Source organism: Psychroserpens sp. AS72 (assembly GCF_038900375.1).
Taxonomy (GTDB): domain Bacteria; phylum Bacteroidota; class Bacteroidia; order Flavobacteriales; family Flavobacteriaceae; genus Psychroserpens.
Genome location: NZ_JBBMRC010000003.1, coordinates 550931 through 577300, shown reverse-complemented (window position 1 = coordinate 577300; position 26370 = coordinate 550931). Strand labels below are relative to the sequence as shown.

Sequence of the window (26370 nt, the reverse complement as noted above, 5' to 3'; positions counted from 1 at the left end):
AGCTTTGTATTTCTAACACTATGTTTTATTTCAAAGCATCTAATACAGCTTTGTAATTCTAACACTATGTTTTATTTCAAAGCTTCTAATGCAGCTTTGTAATTTTAACACTATGTTATTTCAAAGCTTCTAATGCAGCTTTGTAATTTGGCTCATCAGCAATTTCTGGTACTTGTTCAGTATAGATAACTTTTCCTTCAGTATCAACAACAATAACACATCTAGATAGCAATGCTTCAAATCCTCCATCAATGAAATCGAGTCCGTAAGCTTTTCCGAAGTTACCATCTCTAAAATCTGATAAACTCTCTACGTTATCTAAACCTTCAGCTCCACAAAAACGTGCCATAGCAAATGGTAAATCTTTAGAAATACACAATACTTTAGTGTTTTCTAATGTGCTAGCTGCTTTATTAAATTCTCTAATTGAAGTGGCACAAGTTCCTGTGTCTACACTAGGAAATACATTCAATACCAAATTTTGTCCAGCGTAATCACTTAATGATTTTGAAGCTAAATCTGTTGTTGTTAATTTAAAATCTGGAGTTTTAGATCCTATTTCAGGTAATGTTCCTGATGTATGAACTGGGTTTCCACCTAATGTTACTTTTGCCATAGTTTGTAGTTTTAATGAATGTTAAAATTAAGGATTATTTGAATGTTAAAAGCAAGGTCTGTATAATATTTTGCAATAGTTTAACAGATATACATTTCTAAGCTTTAACTATGTGTCAAGCTACTTTTTAAAATTAGCTTCTAGTTCATTTTTAGATTTTTACAAACTAATTTTTGAGAATTTACCCATTACTAGGTATTTTATGATAAAATAATTTATTAGTATTTTGTAATTGCTATTAATTATCAAATCAACCAATTATGAAAAATTTTATTCGCTTTTATTTCCTATTTATTTTAATAACTGTTTTGTTTTCTTGTTCAGATGATAATGATAATCAAGATATCATTCAAGACAATGGATTAACAATAATGAGACATGTTGAATCTGCCACTTCAAATTCAATTGCTCCTAAAACCACTTATGTTGATAACGCTACTAACAATCAGTTAACCAGTTATTTTAAGCACGACAGCTCAGGGAATATTGAAAAATTGACTCATATAGTAAGTGATGATGGGTCTGGAATTTCTACAATTATTGAATTTGACGGAGCAGGAACGATTCATTCTTTGTATCAACAAAATGGCCTAACAGGTCAAATTTTTAATAAGGTTTTTATAGAAACTGAAGAAGGTGTTACATATTATGGAGGAGAAGATGGTGTAAGTCAACTAATAGGGAGCAACCAAATGAATAACGTTGGGAATTTTCTCAACAGTCAAGATGATTTGTTGTTTTCTCAAGCTATTAATCAGAATATCGAAACTCTAGAGCATTTTGCTTATGTTTTTAATAATGATAATAACAATAGATCAAGTTTGAATTTGTTGGTTTTTGTAATAGTTATGGCTGGTATTGCGATACTTTATACTGCAGAATCCATAGAGCAAGGTGGGCAATTTATACCTAAAGATACTGATGGTATGGTGCAGTGTGATATGTTTGGAGATTGCTCTGATGATAATCGATCATCAAATGATGGAGATATTTCTTGCTCAATTCCTTATTCAGATTTTGTTTGTTCCGAAGTTGTAGAACTCGACGAGAATCAATGTGATATTTCTCAATTAGAAGTCATTATTGGTGTTGATCCAGAAAATCTTTTAGTTGCAATTGTTAATGGAGATTCTGCCGATTATGATTTTTATTGGTCTACAGGTGAAATGAGTACAGAATTAATAAGTCATTCAATTACAGTACCAGAAGATGGCAATTATTACGTAATGGTGATTGATGATTATGGATGCGTTGCATTTGGGTCAGCTACTGTTGGTTTAGAATATGAAAATCTCATTGTTGGTTCTTGGCGAGCAAATTCTGTTCTTTTCAATGGAGGAGAAATTTTTAATCCGGATTGTGTTGAAAAAGTAGTTTTTACATCAACTAATTTTTCATCTCAAGATTTAGGTAATTGTGATGAAGCTCAGTCTGCAGGAGGTAATTATAATATTACTGTAAATACTATAAATTTAAACTTTACAGAAGGGGATTTTAGTGGTAATGTTTCTCAACAAATTTTAGAGCTCACAGAAATGAGTATGGTTGTCGCTGAAGGAAACAATTATGTTTATTCATATGAAAGAATGCCTATTGATATTTTTGGTTCTTGGAATTTAGAAGAGATGTCTAATTGTGTAAGTACTGGAGATGGAGGATCTTCTTCAGATAATTACACAGGATCTATAATATTGAATGAGGACTATACAGTAACTGCCGAAGATGATTCTGGTGGAAACTATGTTACAAATAATTTTACTTTTGAAAACAATATTTTAATTATTAGTACTGTGTATCACGATTATTTTTCACCACCATGTGGAGGAGTGGACTTTAAAATTGCAAATTATACCGCTCAATATACTTATGACCCATTAACAGATTCTTTTGATGGATATTTTGTAAGTAGTCAAGAAGAGGTAGCAGGTGCTGATTGTATTGAAAACGGAAATAACTGCTCAGGAACTGGGAATTTAACTCGTTAAATAAAGTAATAACAAAAAGCCTTTTCAAAATGAAAAGGCTTTTTGTTATTTATCTCAACTCTGCGCCAAGCTGCTTTTCAAAATTAGCTTGAAGCTTATTCATTATTTTGTCAATTTGCTTATCAGTTAGCGTTTTGTGTTCATCTTGGATCATGAAACTCACTGCGTAACTTTTCTTTCCCTTCGGAAGATTTTTACCTTGATACACATCAAAAAGATCAACATCTTTAAGTAGTTGCTTTTCGGTTTGCATCGCAATTTTATCAATGTCTTCAAAAGTAACATCATCATTTAAAAGTAATGCGAAATCTCGACGCACTTCAGGATATTTAGGAATGTCTTTATATTTGATTTCGTTATGTTTTGCCAAATCAATCACATTATCCCAATTGAAATCGGCATAAAGAACTTCTTGTGAAATTCCGAAGTGTTTCAAAACCTTTTTATTAACAATCCCAAAATCTACAAGTTTTTTCTTACCAATAGATAAAGTAATGCCTTCACTAAACACATCATTTTTTATAGGAGACACTTTATGTTGCGACAATCCTAAACGCTCTAGTGTACTGTTTACAATACCTTTTAAGTAAAAGAAATCACTTTTTTGAGAAGGAGCATTCCAACGTAAATTAGATTTGTTTCCTGTTAAAAACATAGAGAGATGCTTGTATTCTTCTCGACCTTCATTGTAACTATGATAGGTTTTTCCAAATTCAAACAGTTTTAAATCATCTCGCTTTCTATTGATGTTATAACTCACAGCTTCCAATCCAGAAAACAGTAAACTTTGGCGCATTACACTCAAATCATTACTCAACGGATTGAGCATTTCTACATTGTGCTCTTCCTTTAATTGCTCACTTAAAGCAATATATTTTGGAGTCGTAAGCGAATTTGATAATATTTCAAAAAAGCCTTGAGAAGCTAATTGGTTACCAATTACGTTTTGAAGTTTATAATCTTCAAATTTAGAGGTATTAGAAATAGAAGCGTTTAACTTTTCTGTAGTAGCAATATTATTGTAACCATAGACACGTAAAATTTCTTCTATGACGTCAGCTTCACGTTGAACATCATTGCGATATGCAGGAACAGTAAGGCCTAAACCAGTTTCTGTGACATTATTAACTTTAATGTCTAATGATGATAAAATACGTTTTATAGTTTCCTTCGGAATTTCTTCACCAATCAATTTGGCTGTATTATCAAAACTTAAACGCACTTGAAAGTCTTCTATTTTCTTAGGATAAGAATCCATCAAATCACTAGAAATTTCTCCACCAGCAATATCAATGATTAGTAAAGCAGCACGTTTTAAAGCGTAATCTGTAATATTAGGATCGATACCTCGTTCAAATCTAAAAGATGCATCTGTATTTAAAGCGTGACGTTTTGCCGTTTTTCTGACACTCACTGGGTTAAAATAAGCACTCTCTAAGAAAATACTTGTTGTGTTTTCTGAAACTCCTGAATGCGCTCCACCAAAAACACCAGCAATACACATTGGTTTTTCGGCATCGCAAATCATAAGGTCATCTGCACTTAATTCACGTTCTACATCATCTAAAGTTGTAAATTTTGTGCCTTCAGGTAATGTTTTTACTATCACTTTATTTCCAGAAATTTTTGCAGCATCAAAAGCGTGCAAAGGTTGACCTAATTCATGTAAGACATAATTAGTAATATCAACAATATTATTTTTTGGCGTTAAACCAATAGCTTTAAGTCTGTTTTGAATCCAAGCTGGAGAGTCTTCTACTTTAATGCCAGAAATGGTAATCCCACAATAACGAGGTGCTAAATTGTAATCTTCAACTTCTACACCTATTTTTAAAGATCTGCGCTCAACATGAAAAGAACTTACAGATGGAGTGATCAATTCCGTATTAATATCATCTGTTTGTAATAATCCAGCTTTTAAATCACGAGCCACACCAAAATGACTCATGGCATCAGCTCTGTTTGGCGTCAAACCAATTTCAAATACGTCATCATTTTCAATATCAAAAATATCGGCAGCAAGTGCTCCAACTTCTAACTTTTCATCAAGAACCATGATGCCATCATGAGATTTTCCAAGACCTAATTCATCTTCGGCACAAATCATTCCGTGACTTTCTTCACCTCTAATTTTACCTTTCTTGATTTTCCAAGCTTCGCCAGTTTCAGTATATAAAGTTGTTCCAATTGTGGCAACAGGAACTTTTTGACCAGCTGCAACATTTGGTGCTCCACAAACAATTTGAAGCGTTTCATCTGTACCAATATTTACAGTGGTTATTTTTAATCTGTCTGCATTAGGATGTTGAATACACGTTAAAACTTCGCCCACAACAATACCTTCTAATCCTCCTTTTACAGATTGGTAGCTGTCTATTCCTTCAATCTCTAAACCTAAATCAGTAAGTAATTCGCCAGTTTTTTCAGCAGGCCAATCCGTTTTTAAAAATTGTTTTAGCCAGTTATATGATATTTTCATTGTCTTAATTTGTCAATTGCCAAAGATAATAATACTAATAGTTTACAGATGATTTTTTGTTAAAAAATAGCCGAAATCTCCTTTTTTTCTTCGGTTCAAATAACTATCGGGATAAAAATTCAAAAAAGGTGGTGATATTGAGTACTTTGCTAGGGTTTATTTGTAAGTAGTTTATATTTGCTGAGACTATTTGTTTTTAATACTATAGCCTAATATGCGAAAATTACTCCTTTTACCATTTTTAATAATCATTTTTGGTTGTAACTTTAATCGCCCAGATGCTCTGTCAGAAGGTGTTTGGAGAGCAGAATTACAATTAACCGAAACAGATGTTTTACCATTTAATTTTGAAGTTACATCTCGAGAATCCATAAAAATATTCAATGCAGATGAAGTCATAATGGTATCAGATATTGAATATTCTCAAGATACAATTGTCATAAAAACCCCAGTATTTGAAGGTTACATAGAAGCAGTTATAAAAAACGGAACCTTAAAAGGTAACTTTATAAAAGAAAGCTTAGATCGTGTGGTTCCTTTTTCTGCGGAAATAGGAAAAGAAACACGTTTCGACTTAAAAACAGAAACACCTAGCCAAAATGTTACTGGGAATTGGGAGACTGTGTTTAGTCCAAATTTCGAAGAAGATAGATATATTGCTAAAGGCGTTTTTGAGCAAAAAGGTCATATTGTTACAGGTACTTTTAGAACAACCACTGGAGATTATCGCTATTTAGAAGGTGTTATGGATGGCAATACCATGAAGCTTTCAACTTTTGATGGTGCACACGCATTTTTGTTTACTGCGGAAGTCAATGACAACTTAATGAACGGAATGTTCTACTCAGGAAACCATTGGGAAGAACCGTTTACAGCCAAACGAAATGAAAACTATGAGCTACCAAGTGCTAATGAATTAACTTTTTTAAAAGAAGGTTATGATGCATTAGAATTTACATTTCCAGACGCAAACGGTAAGCAAATTTCTTTATCAGATAATCAATTTAAAAATAAAGTTGTTGTTGTGCAAATTATGGGAACCTGGTGTCCTAACTGTTTGGATGAGAGTAAATACTATTCAGAATTTTATAATAATAATGCAGAAAAAGATATCGAGTTTGTGGCTTTAGCATTTGAATACGCTAAATCTGAAGAAAAAGCGTTTGCAAGTATTAATCGATTAAAAGACGATATCGGAATTCAATATCCAATCCTATTAGCACAATATGGTTCGTCTAGTAAATCGGAAGCTCAAGAGAAATTGCCTATGCTAAATCACGTTTTATCCTATCCAACCTCAATTTTTATTGATAAAAAAGGAAAGGTTAGAAAAATACACACTGGATTTAATGGTCCAGCAACAGGTGAGAAGTTTGTGGAATTTCAAGATGAGTTTACTGAGTTTATAGATAAGTTGTTGGTAGAGTAATCCAGTTATTAAGTAAAGAAAAAATCTTTAACTCCACTCAGTATGCTTTGAATCGCATAAGATGCTAAAATTAATCCCATAATTTTACTAATTACAGTAATACCATACTCTCCAATTCTTTTTTGAACAAAGTTTGCAGCTAATAGTAATAAGCATGTAATAACAACCACAACTAAAACTAAGATAACTGTAAGTGCTTGTTGTTGGATTGAGTAAAGGTGGTTGTCAGTCATTAAAACAACAGCCATTATTGCTCCAGGAGATGCAATAGATGGTATGGCTACAGGGAATATGGTAACATGTTTGTAGTCTTTGATAGAATGTTTCTCTGTTTCAGGTTTGCCATCTCCAAAAATCATCGTTAATGCAAATAGAAAAAGAATAACACCTCCAGAAATCTGAAAGGCATCGAGTGAAACTTGCATGCCTTCAAGTATTAGTTGTCCTATAACAATGAAAAATAATAAAATGAAAAAAGCAATTACAGAGGCTCTGATGGCTATTTTGATTTTATGTTTTTTATCAAATTGTTTTGTCGCTTCCAGATATACAGGAACTGTACCAATAGGGTCAATAACTGCAATTAAAAAAAATATTGTGGTAACAATTTCAATCATAGATATTCAATAAAATAAATTAAGCCTCAATATAATATATCAAGGCTTAATTGGGTAGTTTTAAGTAAGAAAAATTATTTTAAATGTGTCTGAATTAGATGTTCCCATTTCCGAATAACTTCTAACTCACCATTTAGTTGAAAATCATCAGTTTGATTATAAATTTCAATGTTTTGTTCGTGTTTTGCATTGCTCTTAGGGTTCAAAATCAATTGTAGCCTTACAATACTATCTTTCTTGTCTGAATTGTTCGCTTTTTTTGAATTTAAAATTCCGCAGCTTTTAATCTTATTAAGATCTATACGTTGTGTGATTTCTTTTTTAGAATTCTGTTTGTAAAAAAACAAGTTATTGTTGTTTTTGTCTAAACCTATTGCGAAATTTTTAAATACCTCAAATTCTGTCAAAGTGCTATTATGTTGATTCGCTATGGCTTTTAAAGCTTTTAAAAGCTTGCGTTCTTTCTTTTTTTGTTGTTGCTGTATTAGTACAACTGGTGTTGTGACCAACAGCACTAATACTGTTGATGTAAGTGTTATTCCTAAACTCATTTTAAAAAATATAAGGTTATTGTATGTAATGTTGGCATTGTATGTAAACAATGCTTAAGAAATTGTGTCATAAAAATGACAGTTTATTAAATAAAATGGATTACCAGAAGGTGTGAAAAGGAAAAATAATATCTGTAGTAAAATAACTCAGATTTAGATGTCTTGCGTATTGATGAAACCTGTTTAGCTCAATGATAGTTTGGTGCTTACTTATGTTTGCTTTTGTATCAGCATCAGTCAGTTTTTTTAAGCATGTAGGTGAAAACGTATTTAGATTACGAGTTAAGATTCTTTCAAAAGAATCATTGGCATGTATGTAATCAACAGGTGTTACAGAAGAATCATCTGTGTCGCTTTGTGAGACCTCAAAATGAGTTTCAGTAGTTAAGCTTACATCAGTATTTGGGTATGCTGCAAAAAAGCATAATCCCAAGACTAATGTTAGTATTGATGTAAGTTTAATTTTCATACTACAAAATTACTGATTTTTTTAATCTGAAAGACGTTCCGAAGAAAAATGAAGCCTAATGCTTTCTTAAAATAAATATGATGATTGAAGACTTTTTAATTCTTATCCATGTATAGACTCAGATTTTCCATAGCTTTTTATAACCTCACCTTCAAATGCTACAAGTTCTTGCCATCGCTTATCAACGTCAATATCTTTACCATATTTTCTTGCAAAACCAATAAATGTGGTGTAATGTCCAGCTTCACTTACCATTAAATCATAGTAAAATTGAGATAATTCAGGGTCCTTAATACGTTGGGATAATAATTTAAAACGTTCACAGCTACGAGCTTCAATCATTGCAGAAAACAGTAAACGATCCACCATACTTTGTAAACGACTTCCGCCTTTATTCATAAACTTGTAGAGTTCATTGACGTAGCTGTCTTTTCGCTCTCTTCCTAAGGTGTAGCCTCGTTTTTTTATTATCTCATGAACCATTTGAAAATGCTCCAATTCTTCTTTAGCGAGTTCCAGTAAATCGGTTACCAAATCTGGATATTGAGAGTTGTGTGTAATAATCGTAATCGCATTAGTGCATGCCTTTTGCTCACACCAAGCGTGATCTGTTAGGATTTCTTCAATATTGTCTTCTGCAAGTTTAGCCCAACGAGGATCGGTTTCTAATTTGAGATGAAGCATGCTCATATTTCTAAATTTTAGGTTGGTAAAGATAGAAAATCTAAATTCAAGTTTCTAGCTTATATAATTCCAAATATTCTTGTATTTACTGATCTCGCGATACGCATTTAAGATTGTTTTATGTTCTGGTTGTGATAAAGAAGGATCGCTACCAAGAACCTGTTTTGCATAAAATCGAGCACTTTGCAAAATATCTTTATCCAAAATAATATTTGCGATTTTTAAATTTAAAACACCACTTTGTTGAGTTCCCATGATGTCTCCTGGACCTCTTAGTTTTAAATCTACTTCAGCAATTTCAAAGCCATCACTAGTTTTTGTCATCGTTTCTATACGTACTTTGCTATCCTGACTCAATTTATGACTTGTCATTAAAATGCAAAAACTTTGTTCTGCACCACGACCAACACGACCTCTTAATTGATGCAATTGTGATAAACCAAAACGTTCTGCACTTTCAATAATCATCACAGACGCGTTTGGTACGTTAACTCCAACTTCAATCACAGTGGTAGCAACCATAATTTGTGTTTCACCTTTAACAAAGCGCTGCATTTCAAAATCTTTATCTGTATGTTTCATTTTACCATGAACAATAGAAATTTGATATTTAGGCTGCGGAAATTCTCTAATCACACTTTCATAGCCATCCATTAAATCCTTGTAATCCATGTGTTCACTTTCTTGAATCAATGGATACACAATATAAACCTGTCTGCCTTTTTCAATTTCATCACGCATAAATCTCAAAACTTTAAGTCGATTTGAATCATAGCGATGAACCGTTTTTATGGCTTGTCTTCCTGGAGGTAATTCGTCAATAACTGAGATGTCTAAATCACCATAAACCGACATCGCTAAAGTGCGCGGAATAGGTGTCGCAGTCATCACCAAAACATGTGGCGGAATGATCTGCGTTTCGTTCTCATTTGATGAAGTAGAGGATGGTCCTTTTTTCCATAATTTAGAGCGTTGAGCAACTCCAAAACGGTGTTGCTCATCGATAATGGCAAGCCCTAAATTTTTGAATTTGACCTTATCTTCAAGCAATGCATGTGTTCCAATTAAGATTTGTAAATCGCCATTTTCCAGAGATTCGTGAATGTTTCGACGTTGTGAAGTAGTACTTGAGCCTGTAAGTAGTTCTATTCTGATATTCAATTTGTTAGCTAACTCACTTAATCCTTGATAGTGTTGTACTGACAAAATAGCAGTTGGAGCCATTAAGCAGGCTTGAAAACCATTGTCAAGTGCCATAAGCATTGACATGAACGCAACTATTGTTTTTCCAGAACCAACATCGCCTTGTAATAGTCGGTTCATCTGTGCATTGCTACCTAAATCTTGTCTAATTTCTTTGAGAACGCGTTTTTGAGCGTTGGTTAATTCAAACGGTAAATGGTCGTTATAGAACGAATTAAAATACGTGCCAACAGATGTAAACGGAACACCTTTTATTTTCGATTTATGAATGAGATTCTTCAAAATTAATTGCAACTGAATGTAGAATAATTCTTCAAATTTCAACCTGAATTCTGCACGAGCTAAAAGCTCATTATTTTTAGGAAAATGAACGTTAAAAAGCGCATCACTTTTTGAGAGTAATTTAAGTTCAGAAATAATACTTTCTGGTAGTGTTTCAACAAAGCGTCCATTGGTCTCTAGAAACAAATTTTGCATGATGGTATTCATGACTTTATTTGTCACACCCTTATTTGATAATTTTTCTGTAGACGGATAAACAGCTTGCATCGTTGAACTTATTTTCTGTTCGTGCACCTTTAAAAGTTCAAATTCTGGATGTGGCATGCTAAAGACACCATTAAACCAGTTCACTTTTCCGAAGATAACATAAGGAGTATTGGGTTTTAAGCTCTCACGAATCCATTTTTGACCACGAAACCAAACCAATTCCATGCGACCAGTATCATCTTGAAATGTAGCAACCAATCGTTTGCCTCTTTTTTGAGCTACTTCTTTAAAACCTGTGATATTTCCAATGATTTGAACTTCAGCGCTGTTGCGTTGTAATTGGTTGATTTTGTAATATTTAGTACGATCTAAATAACGGTTTGGGAATAGGTTAATCAAATCCTGATACGTATGGATTCCCAACTCGCTTCGCAGTAAATCTGCACGATTAGGTCCAACACCTTTGAGGTAATCTATAGGAGTTTGAAGTTTAGAACTCATAATTGCGAATTTACCAAATTCCCATGAAAGTTGTAGCCTCTTAAATGCTTGATTATGGAGTGAACTTTGGTTTAATTATGGATAATCACTAATGTCATTCAGAGCAAAGCGAAGAATCTCATAGATTTGAGCTTTATTAATGTTTACAAAAACCGTATTTTGGTCTCATCTTTGATAAAACCTAGTTATGAAGCAATTAGTTAAACTTATAATTTTCTTGTTTTTCTTCGGAAATGTAACTGCACAGCAAACGGATTATGTGGATTTTTTGTCTATCAAAGCTGATTTGCATTTTGATCCAGATAGAAGCATGGTTAGTGGGTCAGTGGTTTATAAGTTTAAGATTTTAAAAGAAATAGACTCGGTCTTTATTGATGCGGGAAATAGGATTGATCATTATGAAATTCATAATAGCAATTTTAAAGCTCGTCATACCTACGCTGATAATCGCTTAGTATTAAATTTTGCAAATCACTTGGTAAAAGATTCAATTTATGAATTTAAATTAATTTATTTTTCCTATCCAAGAAAAGCTCTCTATTTCGTTAATGACCAAATCTGGACACAAGGTCAAGGAAAATACACCAGCAATTGGCTCCCAAGCATAGACGATGTAAACGATAAAATTGAATTTGATTTATCAATTACCTGTAAAAACGGTTATGAAGTTTTAGCAAATGGAAAGCTCTTAAACAAAGAGGTTGGTGAAGAATACTCCAAATGGCATTACGACATGCAACAACCAATGTCCAGTTACCTAGTCGCGCTTACCATAGGTAAATACAATAAAAAAACAGAAACTTCAAAAAGCGGAATCCCTTTAGAATACTACTATTATCCAGAAGATTCTCTAAAAGTAGAACCAACCTATCGCTACTCAAAGCAAATGTTTGATTTTTTGGAAGAAGAAATCGGATTTCCATATCCTTGGCAAAACTATAAGCAAGTGCCTGTAAAAGACTTTTTGTATTCTGGGATGGAAAATACAAGTCTCACGATTTTCTCAGATAGTTTTGTTGTTGATTCAATTGGTTTTAATGACAAAAACTATATCACTGTAAATGCGCACGAGTTAGCGCATCAATGGTTTGGAGATTTGGTGACAGCGACTTCTGGTGAGCATCATTGGTTACAAGAAGGGTTTGCAACCTATTATGCGTTACTTGCTGAGCGCGCTGTTTTTGGAGATGATCATTATTATTGGCAATTGTTTGAAAACGCTCAAGAATTGATTGCACAGGAAAAGGCTGGACAAAGCACGTCATTATTGGATCCAAAATCTAGTAGTACGACATTTTATAAAAAAGGCGCTTGGGCTTTGCATGTGCTGAGGGAGCAGGTTGGAGATTCTGTTTTTAAAGATGCTGTGAAAACATATTTAAACAAGCATCAATTCGGAAATGTAACAACTAGTAATTTTATGTCTGAAGTAGAGAAATCGAGTCAGCAAGACTTATCTGTCTTTGTTAATGATTGGTTGACTGAAATAACGCTTCCAGAAGATGCAATGGTGAAAAGTCTTAAAAAATCTGCTTTTATGAGAGAATACTTAGCTGTTGATTGTAATGAGTATTCTCAAAAATGCAAGGATTATTTGGTCTCTAATATTTCCGATAAGGCAAAAATAAAAGTAGTGAGTCAAATTTCAGAATATATCGAGTCTGAAGCTTTTAGCAATAATTTGGAAGTACGACAAGCTATTGCTCAGTATGTGAGTGAGATTCCGAAGGAATTGAAAACAGACTACGAATCGCTTTTAAATGATAAATCATATATTACTATTGAGGCTGCTTTATATAATTTATGGGTGAATTTCCCAGAAGAACGCATCAAATACTTACAGAAAACCAAAGATATCAAAGGTTTTAACGATTATAATGTGAGATGTCTGTGGTTAGTACTACATTTAAATACTATTGAATTTCAGCCAGATAAAAAGCAAGATGTTCTCAATGAGTTAATTAGTTATAGTTTGCCTGAGCGTCATTTTGAATTACGAATGAAAGCGTTTAGTTATTTGAAACTCATTGGTGGCTTTGAAGCTGAATCTATAAAAAGCCTTCTTGAAGCTACGAAACATCATAACTGGCGATTTTCTAAATATGCAAAAAATGTAATTGAAGAATTGGAAAAAGAAATCACATTTAAACAATTAATTGAAAAACTTAAAAACGAGCAGAATTGAGAGCTTTAGTTATATCTGGAGGAGGAAGTAAAGGTGCGTTTGCAGGAGGTGTAGCACAATATCTTATTGAGAATAAAAAACTTAATTACGATATTTTTATTGGTACTTCGACAGGTAGTTTGTTGGTGTCTCATCTAGCTCTTAAGAATATTGATAAAATTAAGCATGTCTATACCAATGTAACACAATCATCTATTTTTAGTGTGTGTCCATTTATTATTAAAAGAAAAAAAGGGATTGAGACTATTGGGATTCATCATTTTAATGTCTTAAGAAGTATTCTAAAAGGAGGTAAAACCTTTGGTGAAAGTTTTAATTTAAAAAAACTAATCAAGGAAACCATTACAAAGGAAGAATTTGGTGTTTTAAAGCAAAGTGCTATAGATGTTGTGGTAACGGTTTCAAATTTATCTTTAAATCAAGTGGAATATAAATCGATAAAAGACTTTGATTATGATGAGTTTTGTGAGTGGATTTGGGTGTCTTGTAATTATACGCCATTTATGTCATTAGCAAAAAAGAACGGTTGTGAATATGCAGATGGAGGTTTGGGTTCTATGGTGCCTATTGAGGAAGCTATTAAACGAGGAGCAACTGTTGTTGACGCTATTATTTTGCAAACTGAAGTTTCACAACTTAATAGGATGCCTTCTTTAAATGCGTTTTCATTATTGACAAATATGTTTGCTTTTATGTTGGATCGGATTGAAGCCAGTAATATTAGAATTGGTAAATTCGTGGCATCCAATGAAGACGCTATTATTAATTTTTATTACACACCAACTGTTCTTACGACTAATTCATTGATATTTGAAAAAGAAAAAATGACGAAATGGTGGAGTAGAGGATTTAGCTTTGCTAAATTTAAAGATGAAGAAGTTAGTCAGTTAAATACCACATCAGAATGATAATACGTATAGATTTAATGATTAAAATAGAAAACATAAACATTTGAGAGCTTTAGTCATTTCTGGAGGAGGAAGTAAAGGTGCATTTGCAGGAGGTGTTGCGCAATACTTGATGGAAGATCAAGGTCGTGAATACGATATGTTTTTAGGAACTTCAACAGGTAGTTTGTTGGTGAATCATTTGGCATTGGGAGATATTGGAAAACTGTACGATGTTTTTACAAATGTCCAACAGCACGATATTTTTAGTGTGAGTCCGTTTGTGCAGCGTAAAAAAGGTGATCGTGAATTTGTGTCTATAGATTTTGTGAATTCATTATGGCAGTTTATTAGGCGTAAACGTACGTTTGGAGAGAGTAAAGCGCTTAGAAAACACATAAAGCGCAATTTCACTAAAGAAGAATATGACAGAATTAAGCAAACAAAGGAGGATGTTGTAGTGACGGTTTCTAATTTGTCAATGAATCGCGTAGAATACAAGTCTATTAAGGATTGCTCGTATGAAGAGTATTGTAACTGGATTTGGATTTCTTGTAATTATATTCCGTTTATGTCATTGGCAAAAGTTAATGGTTATGAATATGCAGATGGTGGTTTAGGTTGTGTAATTCCTATTCGTGAAGCAATTTTACGTGGTGCAACAGAGATTGATGCTATAGTTTTGGAGGCAGAACAATTGCAGCACTCAAAAGTTTTGGGTAAAAACCCGTTTTCTTTAATGCTTAACTTATTTGGTCACTTGTTGGATCAAGTAGAGAAAAATGACATTGTAATTGGTAAACTCGCAGCTAAAAACAGAGGTGTAAAACTCAATTTGTATTATACACCTGTGAGTTTAACTGAGAATTCATTAATCTTTAGTAAACGACTAATGACAAAATGGTGGGAACAAGGTTATAGATATGCTAAAAGTAAGCATGAGGATGAACCTGTAGTTTAATTTTTTGTTACCAAAGTTCAGAAACTTCTTCCTTAATAAAAGACAACGCAGCATCACTAGGTGCTCTTTTTCCTGCCATATCTGTTAAAATAGTTTCACGAAGCTTATCTGCAGAATCAACTTTATCTGATAAATTTGCTTTTCTAATCATTTGAATCGTCGCATTTTTTGCAGTAGAAGCGATGCTCCAACATTTATCTGTAACATAGATTTGTTGTGCTAAATTATGATCAAACTCTTGTTCAATATTTGCTATGAGTAAAGTTTCATAATCTTCTTTATTCGAAGACGTTGGAGTGACTCTAATTAGTAGTTTTGAAGGTTTAATTCTTTCTAGATATAAGGATAAGCGTTCGTAAGCTTGTAGTCGTAGAGGTAAGCTATCTTTTTGCAACTCTTTTTTAATCATAAATTCACGACGGTTGTTCTCGTTTTCTATATGCTCTTTAAAAAACAAAAAAGCAATTGCTCCTGTGACTAAAGCAGGAATGCAGTATAATAAAAGTCCTAAAATATCAAGATCCATAGTTGGGTTTTGTGTTTAAAATGTAAACTTAATAATTTCCTCCTAAATGCATGCAATTTTTTAAATCTTGCATTGATGTGAAAGGAACTTTTGTTTTATGGTATTGGTAGGTGCTAGATAATTCTTTTGATAAATTATGATCGTCTACGTTGACCTCAATATCATCCATTGTAAATTGACAAGGATGCTCATAGCCTGCGGCATGAGTAATTTCAATAAATTCTTTTCTAAAGGTTTTAAAATATTGCGCAAGTCTTACAGATTTTAAAGTTGGATCAATACCGTTTTGTAGCCATTTGTTTTGTGTTGCAACTCCACTTGGGCATTTGTTGGTATGGCAAACTTGTGCTTGTATACAACCAATACTCATCATCGCTTCACGCGCTACATTAATGACATCTGCTCCCATTGCAAAAGCCATTGCGGCTTTAGCAGGAAAACCTAATTTACCACTACCAATAAATACGATTTGTTCAGATAAACCTTTGTCTTTAAATAATTTATATAAATCGCCAAAACCGTAAACCCAAGGTAATGACACATGATCTGCAAAACTTGGAGGCGCAGCTCCTGTACCACCTTCACCACCATCAACAGTAATGAAATCTGGACCTTTTCCTGTAGCTTTCATGATATCGGCAAGTTCTTCCCATTGTTCTAATTTTCCAATGGCAGCTTTAATACCAACAGGTAAGCCAGTAGCTTCAGCGATTTTTTCAATAAATTCAACCATTTCAGGTACATTACTAAAAGCTTTGTGGTTTGGAGGAGAAAGTACGTCTTTGCCAATTTCAACACCTCTAATATTAGCTATTTCAGAAGTAATTTTAGCACCTGGTAAAACACCACCTTTTCCTGGTTTAGCTCCTTGAGAAAGCTTGACTTCAATAGCACGTATAAACGGGTTGTCTTCAACAAGTTTAATCATTTTCTCCATTGAAAAACCACCATCATCTGCACGAACACCAAAGTATCCTGTACCAAAATGAAACACAACATCACCACCATGGCTATGGTAAGGTGATAATCCGCCTTCTCCAGTATTATGATAAGCATGAGCCATTTTCACACCTTTATTCATAGATTCAACAGCTTTAGCGGATAATGACCCAAAACTCATTGCAGAAACATTAATAACAGATGCTGGACGATATGGTTTTTTACGTTTATGAAATGCTCCCATCACTTTAGCGCAAGGCAAAAAACAATGATCAATACTATTTGGGTGATTACTATCAATTTGATAAGGCATCATTGCATTGTTAATAAATATGTGTTGATGCGCATAAATATCTCTATCTGTTCCAAAACCTTCGTAGTTGTTTTCGTTTTTTGAAGACGCGTAAACCCAACCACGTTCAATACGGTTAAAGGGTAATTCTTCTCTGTTATTGGCTACAAAATATTGACGAATCTCAGGACCAATGCTTTCAAACAAATATCTAATATGGCCTACAAGAGGGAAATTGTGTTGTATAGTATGTGTTTTTTGGATCATGTCTCGAATAGCTACAATAGCCAATACGATGAGAATCCACATCCACCAAGAGATTGATGTGATAACGTTAATTAAAGTATCCATTACGGTAAAAGAGGTGTTTAAAGTTGTTTAAATTTCAGTGACATAAAAGTAATGAATCTTTATCTTTATAAAATGACATCTAAAAGAAAAAAAATTGGTTTAATTTTTATAGGAGTGTTTATTTTGGCGCTCGCAGGTCTCTTCTATGCTAAACATTTGGTGACTACTAAATTTGAGGAGATGGTTGAGAACTTGCCTAACCATATTGATTTACAATATGATACTAAAGATTTTGATATTGTCTCCGGAAATTTTAAACTAGAAAAATTGTTATTAACTATAAAAGGTAAGGTGACCAATGATATAAATGCGCAAATAGCCTTAGAGTCCTTTAGTATTAAAGATTTGAGTTATTGGGAGTTGTATAGTAATGATGCGATAAATATAGAATCAATAAGAGTAGTAGATCCAAAAATCACCTATTATCATAATAAAAATGTTGAAGGACAGAGTTATAATGATGTTTTAAAAGAGAATTTTAATAAATCATTTAGTTTTAAAAAAATTAATATAGACAATGCAAGAGTAGAGGTGTTTGATATGGAGAATGATTCTATCTTATTTTCTTCTGAAAATTTAAACTTTGAATCATCGTCTATTGTATCAAATTCAATAGAAAACTCAAACTTACCATTTACTTTTGATGGCTTTTTGCTTACTTCAGAAAACACAAAATATAAACTCAATGACTTTGATAATTTATTTGTAAAATCAATTGCTATTAATTCTAAAAATTCTAAACTTTCAGAAGTTAAATTACAAACTAAATATGCTAAACAAGAATTATCAAAACATCTAAAAACTGAACGTGATCATTTTGATTTAAATGTTGCTTCCGTAGAAATAAAAAATCAGAAATTGATAACTAAAAAAGATTCAACAATGAGTTTCGTAGCGAGTAACTTGATTTTCAATAATTTAAATTTTGATATCTATAGAGATAAGTTGGTAAATGATGATTTGGAGCATAAGCTGCTGTATAGTAAAATGTTAAGACAGCTTACTTTTGGTTTAGATTTAAAAGAAATCACAATCCATAACGGACTAATAACTTATGAAGAGAAAGTCAAATCAGATAAAAAAGCTGGTAAACTAGACTTTACAAATTTAGAAGCAAAGATTTCTAATGTGTCAAATATGAACGAAGAAGGAGAACAAACTACAATTGATATTACTTCTAATTTCATGGGAAATACGCCTTTAAAAGTTAATTGGAATTTTGATGTTAAAGATGTAAACGATGCATTTGTTTTTAAAGCTGATTTAGGGATGCTAAAAGCTGAAAGCCTTAACCAATTTATGCAACCCAATTTAAATATAAAATTAGAAGGCGAACTTGCCAAAACTTATTTTACCATCGACGGAACTGCAAATACTTCAATCGTAAATCTAAAAACTAATTACGACCAATTTGATGTCATTATTTTAAGAGAAGACGGAAAAGAGAAAAACAAATTTCTGTCTGGATTAGTAAATTTATTTATTTCAAAAAACAGTAACGACGAATCTAACGATTTCAGAGCAAGCGATACTGTAACACTTGAACGTGATAAAACAAAATCTATCTTCAATTTTGTTTGGAAAAACGCACAGTCTGGTTTATTATCTGCAATGGCAGGTGATGGTAAGAAAGAGAAATAATTACTCGTTCATATAGTCTAAAGTTAATTGGGTAAATGCTTTTACGCCAAGTAACATACCACTTTCGTCAATCATAAAATCAGGCGTATGGTGTGGAAATGCACCTTTAGATTCTTCACTAGGTGTCATGCCACCTAAAAAGAAATAAATACCAGGAACGACTTCTTGAAAATATGAAAAATCTTCACCTCCTGTAGTGGCTTTCATAAGTTGTACATTTTGTGTGCCTGCTACTTTTTGTAAAGAGGGTAGCATTTGATCTGTTAATTCTGGATCATTAAAAGTGATAGAAGTTTGATTTCTAAAAGTTATAGTCGCTTCTCCACCATAGGCTTTTGCAATGGTTTCTGTCATTTCTTTCATACGACGTTCAATCATTTCACGCATAGCTGGATCTAGGGTTCTCACTGTGCCAATGAGTTCTGCAGATTCTGGAATGATATTAAAACGCGTTCCTGCTGTTATTTTTCCAACAGTAATTACTGCTGCTTCATCTGTTAATTTAGCTTCTCTACTAATAATCGTCTGTAAACCATCTATAATTTTTGCTGAAATTAATATAGGATCAACTCCAGACCAAGGCTGTGAACCATGCGTTTGTTTTCCTTTAACGTTGATAACAAAGCGTTCTACAGAAGCCATAATGCCACCTTTTTTATATTTTATAACTCCTACAGGAGTTCCTGCATTGATATGTAAACCAAAAATAACATCTACTTTAGGGTTTTCTAGAACTCCTTCTTTAATCATTAGTTTTGCACCACCTTCTTCTCCAGGAGGAGGACCTTCTTCTGCAGGTTGAAAAATAAACTTAACAGTCCCTTTTATTTTGTCTTTATGTTTTGATAATACTTCTGCAACTCCCATTAAGATTGCGGTATGCGTATCATGACCACAAGCGTGCATAACACCTGTTTCGGTTCCTAAAAATTCAGTTATAACTGTACTTTTAAATGGTAAGTTGTTACGCTCTGTAACAGGTAGCGCATCAATATCTGCACGTAAAGCCACAACTTTTCCTGGTTGATCTCCTTTCAAGACACCTACAACACCAGTTATAGCTATACCAGTTTCAACCTCAAGACCTAAAGATTTTAGATGTACAGCAATTTTTTCGGCTGTTTTAAATTCTTGATTAGATAATTCTGGGTTTTCATGAAAATGACGTCGCCATTCTATGACTTTAGATTCTATATCTATAATATCTTGTTCAAGATCATTTTGTGAAAATGCAGTTAAATTTCCGAAGAAAAGAGCTAAAATAAAGAGGTATCGCATGTTAAAGATATTTTGATTATGCTTAAAGATATTCAAAAAAAAGTAAAGTCGGTTTTAAGCATGAATTGTTTATAATTATTTATAAAATTGGTTCATAAAAACAGGGCTTTTGGTTAATTTCACGGTTGATAAAAAATGTAGAATTTGGAGAAGTATTTAAGTCAGTTAAACGAAGCGCAATATGAGCCAACGGTTCAAGTAGATGGACCAATGATAATCATTGCAGGTGCAGGATCAGGTAAAACTCGTGTACTCACGTATCGTATAGCATATTTGATGAGTAAAGGTGTGGATTCGTTTAATATTTTGGCATTAACGTTTACTAATAAGGCTGCCAAAGAAATGAAAGGCAGAATTGCAGATATTGTAGGTGATGGTGAAGCTAAAAACTTGTGGATGGGAACATTTCACTCGGTTTTTGCTAAAATATTACGATTTGAAGGGCATCATTTAGGCTTCCCAAGTAATTTTACCATTTATGATACACAGGATTCACAAAAACTATTAGGCTCCATTATTAAAGAAATGGGCTTAGATAAAGATTTGTATAAAACAAAGCAGGTTTACAGTCGGATTTCATCTTATAAAAATAATTTAGTTACCGTAAAAGCATACTTTAAAAATTCAGATTTAATTGAAGCAGATACTGCAGCAAGACGACCTAGAATGGGAGAAATCTACAAGAATTATGTAGACCGTTGTTTTAAAGCTGGAGCCATGGATTTTGATGATTTACTCTTGCGTACAAATGAGTTGCTTACTCGTTTTCCTAATGTATTAGCGCAATATCAAAACAAGTTTAGATACATTTTGGTGGATGAGTATCAGGATACGAATCATTCACAATATTTAATTGTAAGAGCCTTATCTGATCGTTTTCAAAATATATGTGTTGTTGGTGATGATGCGCAGAGTATTTACGCCTTTCGTGGTGCCAATATCAATAACATCTTGAATTTTCAAAAAGATTATGATGATGTAAAAGTCTATAGATTAGAACAAAATTACCGCTCAACCAAAAATATCGTCGGTGCAGCAAACTCCGTAATAGAACATAATAAAACCAAACTAGATAAAGTCGTCTGGACTGCCAATGTAGAAGGAGAAAAAGTTAAAGTACACAGATCACTTACAGATGGTGATGAAGGTCGATACGTTGCAAGTACTATTTGGGAAAACAAAATGAATCACCAATTGCCTAATAGTGATTTTGCGGTTTTGTATAGAACAAATGCGCAATCTAGAGCCATTGAAGATGCACTTCGTAAACGTGATATTCCATATCGTATTTATGGCGGATTATCATTTTACCAACGTAAAGAGATTAAGGATGTTACTGCTTATTTGCGACTTATTTTAAATCCTGCAGATGAAGAGGCTTTAAAACGAGTCATTAATTATCCTGCTCGAGGTATCGGACAAACCACTATTGATCGTTTGGTTGTTGCTGCAAATGGCTTCGGAAAGACGATTTTTGAAGTCCTTCAACATATTGATCAAATTGATATAAATATTAACAAAGGCACTAAAAATAAGCTGAAAGATTTTGTCACACTTATTGAAAGTTTTCAGGTGATGAACCAAACAGCAAACGCTTTTGAATTGACTGAACATGTTACAAAAACTACAGGATTAATTAGAGAAGTCAATAAAGATGGTACACCAGAAGGTCAGGTGCGATTAGAAAATGTTGAAGAACTTTTAAATGGTATCAAAGATTTTGTTGAAGGTCAAATTGAAATTGCAGATGCAGGAGATTCTCTAGCAGAATTTCTAGAAGATGTTGCATTAGCGACAGATTTAGATGGAGACAAAGGTGATCCAAATCATGTAGCCATGATGACGATTCACTTAGCTAAAGGGCTGGAGTTTCCTTATGTTTTTATCGTAGGTATGGAAGAAGATTTATTCCCAAGTGCTATGAGTATGAATACACGAAGTGAGCTAGAGGAGGAACGACGATTGTTTTATGTGGCTTTGACAAGAGCAGAAAAGCAAGCGTATTTAACCTATACGTTGTCTCGCTATCGTTGGGGAAAATTGATTGATGCAGAACCTAGCCGATTTATTGAAGAGATAGACGATCAATTTGTCGATATTATTACACCAATAAATGATCCTCGTCAAAACCCAATGTTGAGTGCAGATATTTTTGGAGATATAGAGCCTGATCAAATTAGATTTAAAAAACCAATTATCAGACGTAAATCAGATGCAAAGAAACCACCAAAATTTGTTGCACCTAAAAACTTAAAACCTGTTTCTAAATCTAGCGCACCAGATAAAGCTAATCTTTTTGATGGTAATTTGGTCGTTGGTAATTTTGTTGAGCATGGTCGCTTCGGAAAAGGAGAAGTTTTAAAAATAGAAGGTAAAGGTGCAGATACTAAGGCTGAAATTAATTTTGAAGTTGGAGGTGTTAAGAAATTGTTACTTAGGTTCGCTAAGTTGGATGTGCTTGGGTAATTTTTTTCTTCGGAAATTTTAACCTTTAGAAGGTTTTCGCGTCATTTTAATTCTTACAAAGTTGATTAAGTATACTGAAAAATTTTTATTTCAGAAATAGAACCAAACTACTTCACCATAAACACCGAATTAATATTTCCTTTCCCATCATATTCTTTAATAGGATTGTCAGGATCTAGGATCCAATTTCCGTCGATAATAAATTTATAATAATGTTTTCCAGCAGGTAAGGGTAAACGTAGTTTCCAGTAGTTGTTATCTGCTTTTTCCATTTTGATGTCGTGCTCGTTCCAGTCGTTGAACGAGCCGGCTAAAATCACTCGATTGGCATCGTTATAGCCTTTAAGTAAAAAAGTAACGTACTTGCCAACGTTAATTAAGGAGTTGTAATGACCAAACTCATTGAGTACTTTTGATGGGTTAGAAGGATCTACAATCCAATTGCCATCAACAATAAATTTGTACTCGTATTCTCCTGGTTTAATGTCTAGTTTTAATTCCCATCCATTTTCAATTTTATACATTCTTAAATCGTGCTCATTCCATCTATTAAAAGAACCAGCAACAATAACTTTTTGAGCATGATCATAGCCTCTTAATCTAAAACTCACATTTCCATTTGTACTAGGTTCTGCAGTATTAGTATCCATTTTTAAGTTATAGACGTTGAGGTTGCTCCTTTTTATGTTAGATAATTTAATATTTGGGTCTAATTCTGATGGTTCTGCCCAATATTCATTATTGACAATGAATTTAAACTCCCAAGTAAACTCATCTCTAAAATCATTGATGTGCTTTCTAAGTTCATAAGTGTTGTCATTCACTTTCTTCATTTTCCAGTCATATTTTGACCAATTGTTAAACTCTCCAGCAACTACAACATTATCTATATTTAAATCTTCAAACTTGACGTAGTCGTCTGAATTGTCTTTAGTAAATTCTTCATAATCATACTTACTAAATGTAAATACGACATAATTACCTTCAAACCGATAGCCTTTGTCATTTTGAGCAAAAGAAGTCCAAGTTGCAAAAGCAATGAGTAAAATAATGATATATTTGATTATGGTTTTCACTGTTTATTTAATGGGAACTCTACAAAGTAAAGCTTTTCTTTTTTATAATTAATAATGGTTCGTTGTTGTCTAAAAAACTCATAACCCAAAATACCGTCTAGTGAAGTGCCAAAGGCTTCATTCATTTGATTGAGATTTGTGAGCAATGTAGTCATGGGTGCAAAATAAATTTTATCACTTAATTTAACACGATACAATTTTCCTGCCATAACTTCAATTTGTCTACCACTTGCTCCAATGAGCATTAAACGGTTAGATGGGAAGAAGTATTTTAAAACTTTTTTACTCGTTCTTTTATTGAGTTGGTTGTATTCTGCAGCAGTGTCTAATCCAAATTTTAATACCTGATCATCAATAGAAGCTTCTATAACAATAGTATGTTTTCTTAGTTTGAAATGTACTGTATCAATAATTTTTTCTAGATATGGTCTTGAGTCTAATTTTTTTCCTTCGGAATTTACTCGAGACAACGTAATTTGATTTAGATACATATCAATAAAGACTTCGTAGTCTTTTAAAATATCATAACCTATAATGCCTAAAAGGTGAATTTTTTTGCTCGTTTCAATATGTGATAAATCTATAACATCAGAATATTTATCTTCAATAGTTATGTCTTTTATAATAAATTCTCTCAAACGCTTTTCTAAGGGATTATCAATAATATCAATAACACCAGAGGTTTCTTTTGATTTACTAGAGAATGATTTATTGGCTTTAAAATGGGCTTTGTTGAGAATGAGTGTTTCTGATCCTGTGTCTATAATGAAATTGCCTTTTTGATCTAAAAGTTCTGCTTCAATAATGATTAGGTTATCAATAAGTTTAAATGGAATTCTCGTAGTGTGATCACTTAAAATTTCGGCTTTAGGAAACGTAATAGGTCCTGGATTTATTTTTGAAAATCCATGTGAATACGCAATAATTGCAAAAAAGAATAATGTAATGAGATTCCGCATACTTAATAGACTACAAAATCAAACGAATGTTACATTGTTTTACTCTAAATGTGTTTGTGTAAATGCTTTAACTTTTGTCCAAGTATCTAACAATTCTAGACCAATCCACCCATGTCCAGCATTAGGATAGAGTGTGAATTGGTGTGTGACACCCAATTCTGTTAATCTTGTGTCCATGTCTACACCTTGACTTGTTGGGATTAGTGGATCTTGGCCACCATAAAACAATATTGTTGGAGGTGATGCAGCTGTTGCTTGATGATACGGACTTATCTCTTCTAAATATGGAATTGAGGTGTCAAGTCCGAAAGTGTCAATGATTTCCTGCAATAATGGATCTTCATTATCTAAATATGCAGGATCTGTGAAATTTGTAGGTCCTACGACACTTGCTACCATTTGGACATCATTTTCGGTATCAAAAGCATAACTCCAAAGCATAGATAAATGTGCTCCAGCACTTGTACCTAAAAATCCAATATCATTAGAAATCACATAATCGTTTTGATTTGTTTTGAGTAAATTCACAATGCTTGTGATGTCATCTATTTGCATTGGATAGGGTTGATTGTCAGGATCTGCTAATCTGTAATTTATATTTACAATCGCTATATTTGGTAAATCTTCAAGCATGATATCTTTAAAGGTGTCCATATCTGATTTATCGCCAGATGTCCATCCTCCTCCATGAACTAAAATCATGACTTTGGTGTCTAAAGTTCGGTTTGCAGGTAAATAGATATCAAAAACTTGTTCAGGATCACTTCCATAAGACACATTTAGCTCTTGACGAAATTCTAAAGGAGTTCCACCTTGTGGGTCGTCTGTTGCAGTATCGTCACTTGAGCATGAGTATATTCCGAAGGAGATAAAAAGTAATAGAAAAGTGAGTTTTAGAGTTTTCATGTGTTCGTTTATATTTTATTAAATGGTCTCACATGCAGTTCGCTAATAACCCTTTGTTAGGTTAAATAAAGTTTTTAGCTGTTAGCATCAATTGTTTGTTGTTATTTTGAACATGCTCGTGTCATGTGTAAATAATTAATTACTTTGTAAACGTAATTGTAAGATACAATATTATGGCACAACTGATAAGAATTTATGAAGAAAATCCTAACCCTAAGGAGATTAGAAAAGTTGTTGATGTTTTAAAACGTGGCGGATTAATAATTTATCCAACAGATACGGTTTATGGTTTAGGTTGTGATATTACCAATATAAAGGCTTTAGAGAAAATAGCTAGAATTAAAGGTGTGAAATTAGAGAAATCTAATTTCTCATTTATTTGTGAAGACTTGAGTAATCTTAGTGATTATGTGAAACAGATTGATACCACAACTTTTAAAATATTAAAACGTGCACTTCCTGGACCTTATACATTTATTCTTCCAGGATCTAAGAATTTGCCAAACCCTTTTAAAAAGCGAAAAACGGTCGGAATTCGTGTGCCAGATAATGCTATCACTTTAGAAATTGTTAAACAATTGGGTAATCCTTTAGTGTCAACATCTATTCGTGATGAAGATTTTGTTGTAGAATATACTACTGATCCAGAACTCATTCTTGAAAAATGGGATAATCTCGTTGATATCGTTATTGATGCTGGTTATGGTGGTAATGAAGCCTCTACAGTCATTGATTTATCTGAAGACGAACCTAAAGTGATTAGGGAAGGTAAAGGGAGTTTGGAGATTTTTTAAGACCTCTCGGAAAGGTGTAAAGGCTCATATTCAATATGTTTTTGTCACACTATAAGTGCTACGTTTTCGTCTAAAACAAAAAAAAG

Annotated in this window: 21 protein-coding genes; 8 read left to right on the top strand and 13 right to left on the bottom strand. The window is 33.0% G+C overall.

All coding sequences use genetic code 11. The features are described 5' to 3' along the window. Nucleotides 1-115: 115 nt before the first annotated feature. Entirely contained in the window at nt 116-616 is a 501-nt protein-coding gene (gene tpx / locus WNY78_RS08735; RefSeq protein WP_342872815.1) for a thiol peroxidase, read from the bottom strand. Between the two features lie 260 nt (nt 617-876). Between tpx and WNY78_RS08730 the strand changes: the two genes are divergently transcribed. Then, nucleotides 877-2601: a hypothetical protein gene (locus WNY78_RS08730; protein ID WP_342872814.1), complete on the top strand. Its 1725-nt coding sequence runs from the start codon at nt 877-879 to the stop codon at nt 2599-2601. A 49-nt stretch (nt 2602-2650) separates the two neighbouring features. Here the strand turns inward: WNY78_RS08730 and pheT are convergent, their stop codons facing one another. Further along, complete coding sequence (gene pheT, locus WNY78_RS08725) at nt 2651-5080, bottom strand: phenylalanine--tRNA ligase subunit beta (RefSeq protein ID WP_342872813.1); 2430 nt, start codon at nt 5078-5080, stop codon at nt 2651-2653. A 214-nt stretch (nt 5081-5294) separates the two neighbouring features. Here pheT and WNY78_RS08720 point away from each other — a divergent pair, with 214 nt between their 5' ends. Then, on the top strand, nt 5295-6509 hold the full coding sequence (locus WNY78_RS08720) for a TlpA disulfide reductase family protein (RefSeq protein ID WP_342872812.1): 1215 nt from the start codon (nt 5295-5297) through the stop codon (nt 6507-6509). 8 nt (nt 6510-6517) lie between these two features. Here WNY78_RS08720 and WNY78_RS08715 read toward each other — a convergent pair whose 3' ends face one another. The 5 genes from WNY78_RS08715 to recG form a co-directional block, all read right to left on the bottom strand. Next, nucleotides 6518-7126, bottom strand: coding sequence for a MarC family protein (locus tag WNY78_RS08715; RefSeq protein ID WP_342872811.1), 609 nt, complete (start codon nt 7124-7126; stop codon nt 6518-6520). A 74-nt stretch (nt 7127-7200) separates the two neighbouring features. Continuing rightward, nucleotides 7201-7677: a hypothetical protein gene (locus WNY78_RS08710; RefSeq protein ID WP_342872810.1), complete on the bottom strand. Its 477-nt coding sequence runs from the start codon at nt 7675-7677 to the stop codon at nt 7201-7203. A gap of 100 nt (nt 7678-7777) precedes the next feature. Next, nucleotides 7778-8146, bottom strand: coding sequence for a hypothetical protein (locus WNY78_RS08705; RefSeq protein ID WP_342872809.1), 369 nt, complete (start codon nt 8144-8146; stop codon nt 7778-7780). A gap of 102 nt (nt 8147-8248) precedes the next feature. Next, nucleotides 8249-8830: a tRNA-(ms[2]io[6]A)-hydroxylase gene (locus tag WNY78_RS08700; RefSeq protein WP_342872838.1), complete on the bottom strand. Its 582-nt coding sequence runs from the start codon at nt 8828-8830 to the stop codon at nt 8249-8251. 54 nt (nt 8831-8884) lie between these two features. Then, nucleotides 8885-11023 (bottom strand): ATP-dependent DNA helicase RecG, encoded by a 2139-nt coding sequence (recG, locus tag WNY78_RS08695; RefSeq protein WP_342872808.1) that lies wholly within the window; start codon nt 11021-11023, stop codon nt 8885-8887. 187 nt (nt 11024-11210) lie between these two features. Between recG and WNY78_RS08690 the strand changes: the two genes are divergently transcribed. Genes WNY78_RS08690 through WNY78_RS08680 form a run of 3 tightly spaced genes read left to right on the top strand, consistent with a single transcriptional unit; the run spans nt 11211 to nt 15056 of the window. After that, nucleotides 11211-13208 carry a M1 family metallopeptidase gene (locus WNY78_RS08690; protein ID WP_342872807.1) on the top strand — a complete coding sequence of 666 codons (1998 nt, stop codon included), beginning with the start codon at nt 11211-11213 and terminating at the stop codon, nt 13206-13208. Further along, a complete protein-coding gene (locus WNY78_RS08685) occupies nt 13205-14116 on the top strand; it encodes a patatin-like phospholipase family protein (RefSeq protein WP_342872806.1) in 912 nt (303 codons plus the stop codon). Before WNY78_RS08690 ends, WNY78_RS08685 begins: the two co-directional genes overlap by 4 nt. Before the next feature lie 43 nt (nt 14117-14159). Further along, nucleotides 14160-15056, top strand: coding sequence for a patatin-like phospholipase family protein (locus WNY78_RS08680; protein WP_342872805.1), 897 nt, complete (start codon nt 14160-14162; stop codon nt 15054-15056). Nucleotides 15057-15063: 7 nt separating this feature from the next. On the opposite strand, the gene WNY78_RS08675 is transcribed toward WNY78_RS08680, so the two are convergent. Both WNY78_RS08675 and WNY78_RS08670 read right to left on the bottom strand, forming a co-directional pair. Next, the gene (locus WNY78_RS08675) at nt 15064-15582 is read right to left on the bottom strand and encodes a hypothetical protein (RefSeq protein WP_342872804.1); all 519 of its coding nucleotides are present in this window, start codon (nt 15580-15582) and stop codon (nt 15064-15066) included. A 28-nt stretch (nt 15583-15610) separates the two neighbouring features. Further along, on the bottom strand, nt 15611-17164 hold the full coding sequence (locus WNY78_RS08670) for an FMN-binding glutamate synthase family protein (protein ID WP_342872803.1): 1554 nt from the start codon (nt 17162-17164) through the stop codon (nt 15611-15613). Between the two features lie 72 nt (nt 17165-17236). Here WNY78_RS08670 and WNY78_RS08665 point away from each other — a divergent pair, with 72 nt between their 5' ends. Then, complete coding sequence (locus WNY78_RS08665) at nt 17237-18805, top strand: hypothetical protein (RefSeq protein WP_342872802.1); 1569 nt, start codon at nt 17237-17239, stop codon at nt 18803-18805. Here the strand turns inward: WNY78_RS08665 and WNY78_RS08660 are convergent, their stop codons facing one another. Then, nucleotides 18806-20083 (bottom strand): M20 family metallopeptidase, encoded by a 1278-nt coding sequence (locus WNY78_RS08660; RefSeq protein WP_342872801.1) that lies wholly within the window; start codon nt 20081-20083, stop codon nt 18806-18808. Nucleotides 20084-20227: 144 nt separating this feature from the next. Between WNY78_RS08660 and WNY78_RS08655 the strand changes: the two genes are divergently transcribed. Then, nucleotides 20228-22549 carry a UvrD-helicase domain-containing protein gene (locus tag WNY78_RS08655; protein WP_342872800.1) on the top strand — a complete coding sequence of 774 codons (2322 nt, stop codon included), beginning with the start codon at nt 20228-20230 and terminating at the stop codon, nt 22547-22549. A gap of 107 nt (nt 22550-22656) precedes the next feature. Here WNY78_RS08655 and WNY78_RS08650 read toward each other — a convergent pair whose 3' ends face one another. From WNY78_RS08650 to WNY78_RS08640, 3 genes are read right to left on the bottom strand one after another with little or no spacing between them, the layout of a single operon-like run. Continuing rightward, nucleotides 22657-23625: a hypothetical protein gene (locus WNY78_RS08650; protein WP_342872799.1), complete on the bottom strand. Its 969-nt coding sequence runs from the start codon at nt 23623-23625 to the stop codon at nt 22657-22659. Further along, nucleotides 23622-24584 (bottom strand): hypothetical protein, encoded by a 963-nt coding sequence (locus WNY78_RS08645; RefSeq protein WP_342872798.1) that lies wholly within the window; start codon nt 24582-24584, stop codon nt 23622-23624. Before WNY78_RS08645 ends, WNY78_RS08650 begins: the two co-directional genes overlap by 4 nt. A 39-nt stretch (nt 24585-24623) precedes the next feature. Further along, complete coding sequence (locus WNY78_RS08640) at nt 24624-25490, bottom strand: alpha/beta hydrolase (RefSeq protein ID WP_342872797.1); 867 nt, start codon at nt 25488-25490, stop codon at nt 24624-24626. 173 nt (nt 25491-25663) lie between these two features. On the opposite strand from WNY78_RS08640, the gene WNY78_RS08635 reads away from it, so the two are divergent. After that, a complete protein-coding gene (locus WNY78_RS08635) occupies nt 25664-26284 on the top strand; it encodes an L-threonylcarbamoyladenylate synthase (RefSeq protein ID WP_342872796.1) in 621 nt (206 codons plus the stop codon). The last annotated feature ends 86 nt before the right edge of the window (nt 26285-26370 follow it).

Excerpts from the sequence above, each read along its gene's own strand:
- tpx (WP_342872815.1), bottom strand. The coding sequence starts at position 616 with ATGGCAAAAGTAACATTAGGTGGAAACCCAGTTCATACATCAGGAACA.
- WNY78_RS08730 (WP_342872814.1), top strand. The coding sequence starts at position 877 with ATGAAAAATTTTATTCGCTTTTATTTCCTATTTATTTTAATAACTGTT.
- pheT (WP_342872813.1), bottom strand. The coding sequence starts at position 5,080 with ATGAAAATATCATATAACTGGCTAAAACAATTTTTAAAAACGGATTGG.
- WNY78_RS08720 (WP_342872812.1), top strand. The coding sequence starts at position 5,295 with ATGCGAAAATTACTCCTTTTACCATTTTTAATAATCATTTTTGGTTGT.
- WNY78_RS08715 (WP_342872811.1), bottom strand. The coding sequence starts at position 7,126 with ATGATTGAAATTGTTACCACAATATTTTTTTTAATTGCAGTTATTGAC.
- WNY78_RS08710 (WP_342872810.1), bottom strand. The coding sequence starts at position 7,677 with ATGAGTTTAGGAATAACACTTACATCAACAGTATTAGTGCTGTTGGTC.
- WNY78_RS08705 (WP_342872809.1), bottom strand. The coding sequence starts at position 8,146 with ATGAAAATTAAACTTACATCAATACTAACATTAGTCTTGGGATTATGC.
- WNY78_RS08700 (WP_342872838.1), bottom strand. The coding sequence starts at position 8,830 with ATGCTTCATCTCAAATTAGAAACCGATCCTCGTTGGGCTAAACTTGCA.
- recG (WP_342872808.1), bottom strand. The coding sequence starts at position 11,023 with ATGAGTTCTAAACTTCAAACTCCTATAGATTACCTCAAAGGTGTTGGA.
- WNY78_RS08690 (WP_342872807.1), top strand. The coding sequence starts at position 11,211 with ATGAAGCAATTAGTTAAACTTATAATTTTCTTGTTTTTCTTCGGAAAT.
- WNY78_RS08675 (WP_342872804.1), bottom strand. The coding sequence starts at position 15,582 with ATGGATCTTGATATTTTAGGACTTTTATTATACTGCATTCCTGCTTTA.
- WNY78_RS08670 (WP_342872803.1), bottom strand. The coding sequence starts at position 17,164 with ATGGATACTTTAATTAACGTTATCACATCAATCTCTTGGTGGATGTGG.
- WNY78_RS08665 (WP_342872802.1), top strand. The coding sequence starts at position 17,237 with ATGACATCTAAAAGAAAAAAAATTGGTTTAATTTTTATAGGAGTGTTT.
- WNY78_RS08660 (WP_342872801.1), bottom strand. The coding sequence starts at position 20,083 with ATGCGATACCTCTTTATTTTAGCTCTTTTCTTCGGAAATTTAACTGCA.
- WNY78_RS08645 (WP_342872798.1), bottom strand. The coding sequence starts at position 24,584 with ATGCGGAATCTCATTACATTATTCTTTTTTGCAATTATTGCGTATTCA.
- WNY78_RS08640 (WP_342872797.1), bottom strand. The coding sequence starts at position 25,490 with ATGAAAACTCTAAAACTCACTTTTCTATTACTTTTTATCTCCTTCGGA.
- WNY78_RS08635 (WP_342872796.1), top strand. The coding sequence starts at position 25,664 with ATGGCACAACTGATAAGAATTTATGAAGAAAATCCTAACCCTAAGGAG.